The 3,587-nt window shown below is 63.0% G+C and carries 2 protein-coding genes and 2 pseudogenes; 1 reads left to right on the forward strand and 3 read right to left on the reverse strand.

Annotated features, from left to right (window positions below; all coding sequences use genetic code 11):
- Positions 1-568 (reverse strand): annotated as a pseudogene (secA, locus tag ABWO90_RS25000) (preprotein translocase subunit SecA); the annotation flags it as partial.
- A gap of 301 nt (positions 569-869) precedes the next feature.
- Here secA and ABWO90_RS25005 point away from each other — a divergent pair.
- The gene (locus ABWO90_RS25005) at positions 870-1,340 is read left to right on the forward strand and encodes a DciA family protein (RefSeq protein ID WP_353193909.1); all 471 of its coding nucleotides are present in this window, start codon (positions 870-872) and stop codon (positions 1,338-1,340) included.
- A gap of 206 nt (positions 1,341-1,546) precedes the next feature.
- Here ABWO90_RS25005 and lpxC read toward each other — a convergent pair whose 3' ends face one another.
- Together lpxC and ABWO90_RS25015 are read right to left on the reverse strand one after the other, a co-directional pair.
- Positions 1,547-2,461, reverse strand: a complete 915-nt coding sequence (gene lpxC, locus ABWO90_RS25010; RefSeq protein WP_353193910.1) for a UDP-3-O-acyl-N-acetylglucosamine deacetylase — start codon at positions 2,459-2,461, stop codon at positions 1,547-1,549.
- A gap of 562 nt (positions 2,462-3,023) precedes the next feature.
- Positions 3,024-3,587, reverse strand: a pseudogene (locus ABWO90_RS25015) (cell division protein FtsZ); the annotation flags it as partial.

Raw genomic sequence — 3,587 nt, forward strand, 5'->3', positions numbered from 1 at the left:
TGTCGCGCAGGTAGTCGAAGCCGAACTCGTTGTTCGTGCCGTACGTGATGTCGGCGGCGTAAGCGGTCTGCTTCTGATCGTGCGGCATCTGCGACAGGTTGATACCCACCGACAGGCCGAGGAAGTTGTACAGGCGCGCCATCCACTCGGCGTCGCGCTGTGCCAGGTAATCGTTGACGGTCACGACATGCACGCCCTTGCCCGACAACGCATTCAGGTAGGCGGGCAGCGTAGCGACGAGCGTCTTGCCCTCGCCCGTGCGCATTTCGGCGATCTTGCCGAAGTGCAGCACCATGCCACCGATGAGCTGCACGTCGAAGTGGCGCATCTTGAGCACGCGCTTGCCGGCTTCGCGGCACACGGCGAAAGCCTCGACGAGCAGCGAATCCACCGTCGCCCCCTGGGCGATGCGCTGTTTGAATTCCTCAGTCTTGCCGCGCAGTTGTTCGTCGCTCAGTTGGGCGATCTGCGGCTCGAGGGCGTTGATCGCCGCGACGGTTTTCTGGTACTGCTTGATGAGCCGCTGGTTGCGGCTGCCAAATACTTTTTTAAGAAGACCGGGAATCATCGGATCACTGGTTAGGGCGGCAAATGTCGTACGCAATCTTGCAGACCGCCTGCGGACGAATCGCACTGCCTGAGTTGTACCCCATGAGTGTCATTCGCCCGATCGTCTGCGCGATGCGGGTCACCGGTGTTTGGCACTGTGGCCTCCCGCCGGTTCGATACCTGTACTGAAAAATGGATTCTAGCATGCTGTTGTGGCACGTCCGGGCGGCGCCCGACGCCGACAGGCCGAGATGACGGATACCGGGCGGAGGGGACGCCCGATGGCGGGGTAAAATATGCGGCAACCTCTGTCTCATCATATGAAACGACCCAAAGCGCCACGCATCGCACGCCCGGTAACCGACCTGCTCTCCGCCTCCGACGGGGCCGGATCGCTGCTGGTCGCCGCCGGGCAGCTCGCCCGGCTGGAACGCGACGTGCACGCCTTGCTGCCCGCTCCGCTTACCGCCAGCGTCAAGGTCACGCCACCGCGCGACGACGGCGCGCTGGTCTTTCTCGTCGCCAACAACGCGCTCGCCGCACGCTTGCGCCAGCAGACGCCCTCGTTGATCGAAGGCCTCGCCCGACGCGGCTGGCTGATCCGCGCGATTCGCATCCGGGTAAGCATCGCCACCCCAGAGCCGGTCAAACCGCCAAAGGAAGCGCGTCTGCCGCGTCAGGGGCTGGTCAGCCTGCGTGAATTGCGCGACTCGCTCGAACCCTCACCGTTGCGCGACGCCCTCGCCCGGCTCGTCACCCGCCACTCGTACGGCGGGACGCGCAAGTCCTGAGCACGCCCCAACTCACCGCCATCAACACCGTGAGCCTCATCCGCGGCGCGAACGGCAAATGCCGCTCGACACGGGGATGCCGGACGGCACCAAAATCCGCCGCCGATTACTGTCGCGCGTCAAATAAAAAAGCGCCGGATCTCCGGCGCTTTCCTTTTGTTACATCCGCACCGCGCTGAATGGCGGCCGGCGACAGTTTGCGTGACTTACGCGAACTGCGTCTGCGGTTCGAACTGGAAGCCGCGTGGGGCGTCTTCCGCGCGCTCGAACGTCACGATTTCATACGCCTCTTGTGCGAGAAGCTCGCGCAGCAGCTGGTTGTTCAGGCCGTGGCCCGACTTGTAAGCCGTGTAGGACGCCAGCAGCGAATGACCGATCACGTACAGATCACCGATCGCGTCGAGCATCTTGTGCTTCACGAACTCGTCGTCGTAGCGCAGACCGTCGTTGTTCAGGATGCGGTACTCGTCGAGCACAATCGCGTTATCCATGCTGCCGCCACGTGCCAGACCCAGCTCGCGCAGCATCTCGACCTCATGGGCGAAGCCGAACGTGCGGGCCCGCGCAATTTCCTTCGCATAGGACGTATCGGCGAAGTCGACCTCGAGCGCCTGGCCCGTGCGGTCGACCGCCGGGTGGCGGAAGTCGATGGTGAACTTCAGCTTGAAGCCGTCATACGGCTCGAGGCGGGCGAACTTGTCGCCTTCGCGAATCTCGACCGGCTTCGTCACGCGGATGAATTTCTTCGCGGCGGCCTGCTCTTCAATGCCTGCCGACTGGATCAGGAAGACGAACGTCGCAGCGCTGCCATCCATGATGGGAATCTCTTCAGCCGTCACATCGACATACAGATTGTCGATGCCCAGCCCTGCGCATGCCGACATCAGGTGTTCCACCGTGGACACCCGCGCACCATCCTTCTGCAACACCGACGCCAGACGCGTGTCGCCGATTGCCATTGCCGAGGCCGGAATCTCCACGGGGGGATTCAGGTCGGTGCGGCAAAAGACAATGCCCGTGTCGGGCGGCGCCGGACGCAGCGACAATTCGACCTTGCGACCGGAGTGCAAGCCGATGCCGACTGTCTTGGCGATGGATTTGAGAGTGCGCTGCTTAAGCATGCTATTTATTAAAACTATCAGACGCTATGGATCATAGATCTAATTATATCAGATCGGCGCCTTCATCGCTGTGCCACAAACACAACGAATCGTTACCAAACATTCTGCGAAACATTTGAAATTCTGCCCCATCGATTCGCCCGCGCCCATAGCGCGATCCGAAATAGGCTGTTTCGATATTCGACGTCGGCCCCCAGGGCCCGGCGTCTTGCACTTTCGGGGCACCCCGGCCGCCGCGACGGAGGCATGCCGCAGCGGTCGGGGGGACAGATCCGCGAGACCGGGTCAGGGATCACGAACGTTTACCCGTAACGTTCGTCACCTGTGATGCCGGAGATGTATCAACGCCTCTTGCGACTCTGGTTGTCGCCGTCACAAGGCATCTCCCGCCATCACAACCTTGCCGTATCGCCATTCGGATGCGTACCCCGGCGCGTCTTCCCCACGCCACACGGCATGGTTGGTAGAGCGACGGCGAATCCTCACGACGACCTGCGTAGGTCTCGCGATTCCCAAGGTGCGGCGGTGCCAGGCACTGGCACCCGGCCCGCGCGCAACCCTGTCAGTCGGCTTGCTTGCGCAGGAAGGCCGGGATGTCGTACGTGTCGACACCCTTTTCCTGCAACGCAGCGACGTGCGAGGCTGCGGTCTCGCGCGTGCTGCGCCACACGGCCGGCGTATCGAGCGCGCCATAGTCCGTACCGCCGGCCTGACCGACGTTGGGCACGTGGCCCGATGCGATCGGCATGTTGTCGGTACCGGTCTTGAGCAGCGTCATCGGAGCAGCGGCCTTCTTCGCAGCGGCACGGCCCAGGCCGGTCGCCACGACGGTCACGCGCAGTGCATCGCCCATCTTGTCGTCGTAGACGGTACCGAAAATCACGGTCGCGTCTTCGGCGGCGTAGCTCTTGATGGTGTTCATCACTTCACGCGTTTCCGACAGACGCAGCGAACGCGATGCCGTGATGTTCACCAGCACGCCACGCGCACCCGACAGGTCGACGCCTTCGAGCAACGGGCTCGCCACGGCTTGTTCCGCCGCGAGACGCGCACGATCGACACCGGCGACCGTCGCCGTGCCCATCATCGCCTTGCCCTGCTCGCCCATCACCGTCTTCACGTCTTC

Source organism: Pandoraea pnomenusa, from assembly GCF_040391475.1.
Taxonomy (GTDB): Bacteria; Pseudomonadota; Gammaproteobacteria; order Burkholderiales; family Burkholderiaceae; genus Pandoraea; species Pandoraea pnomenusa_C.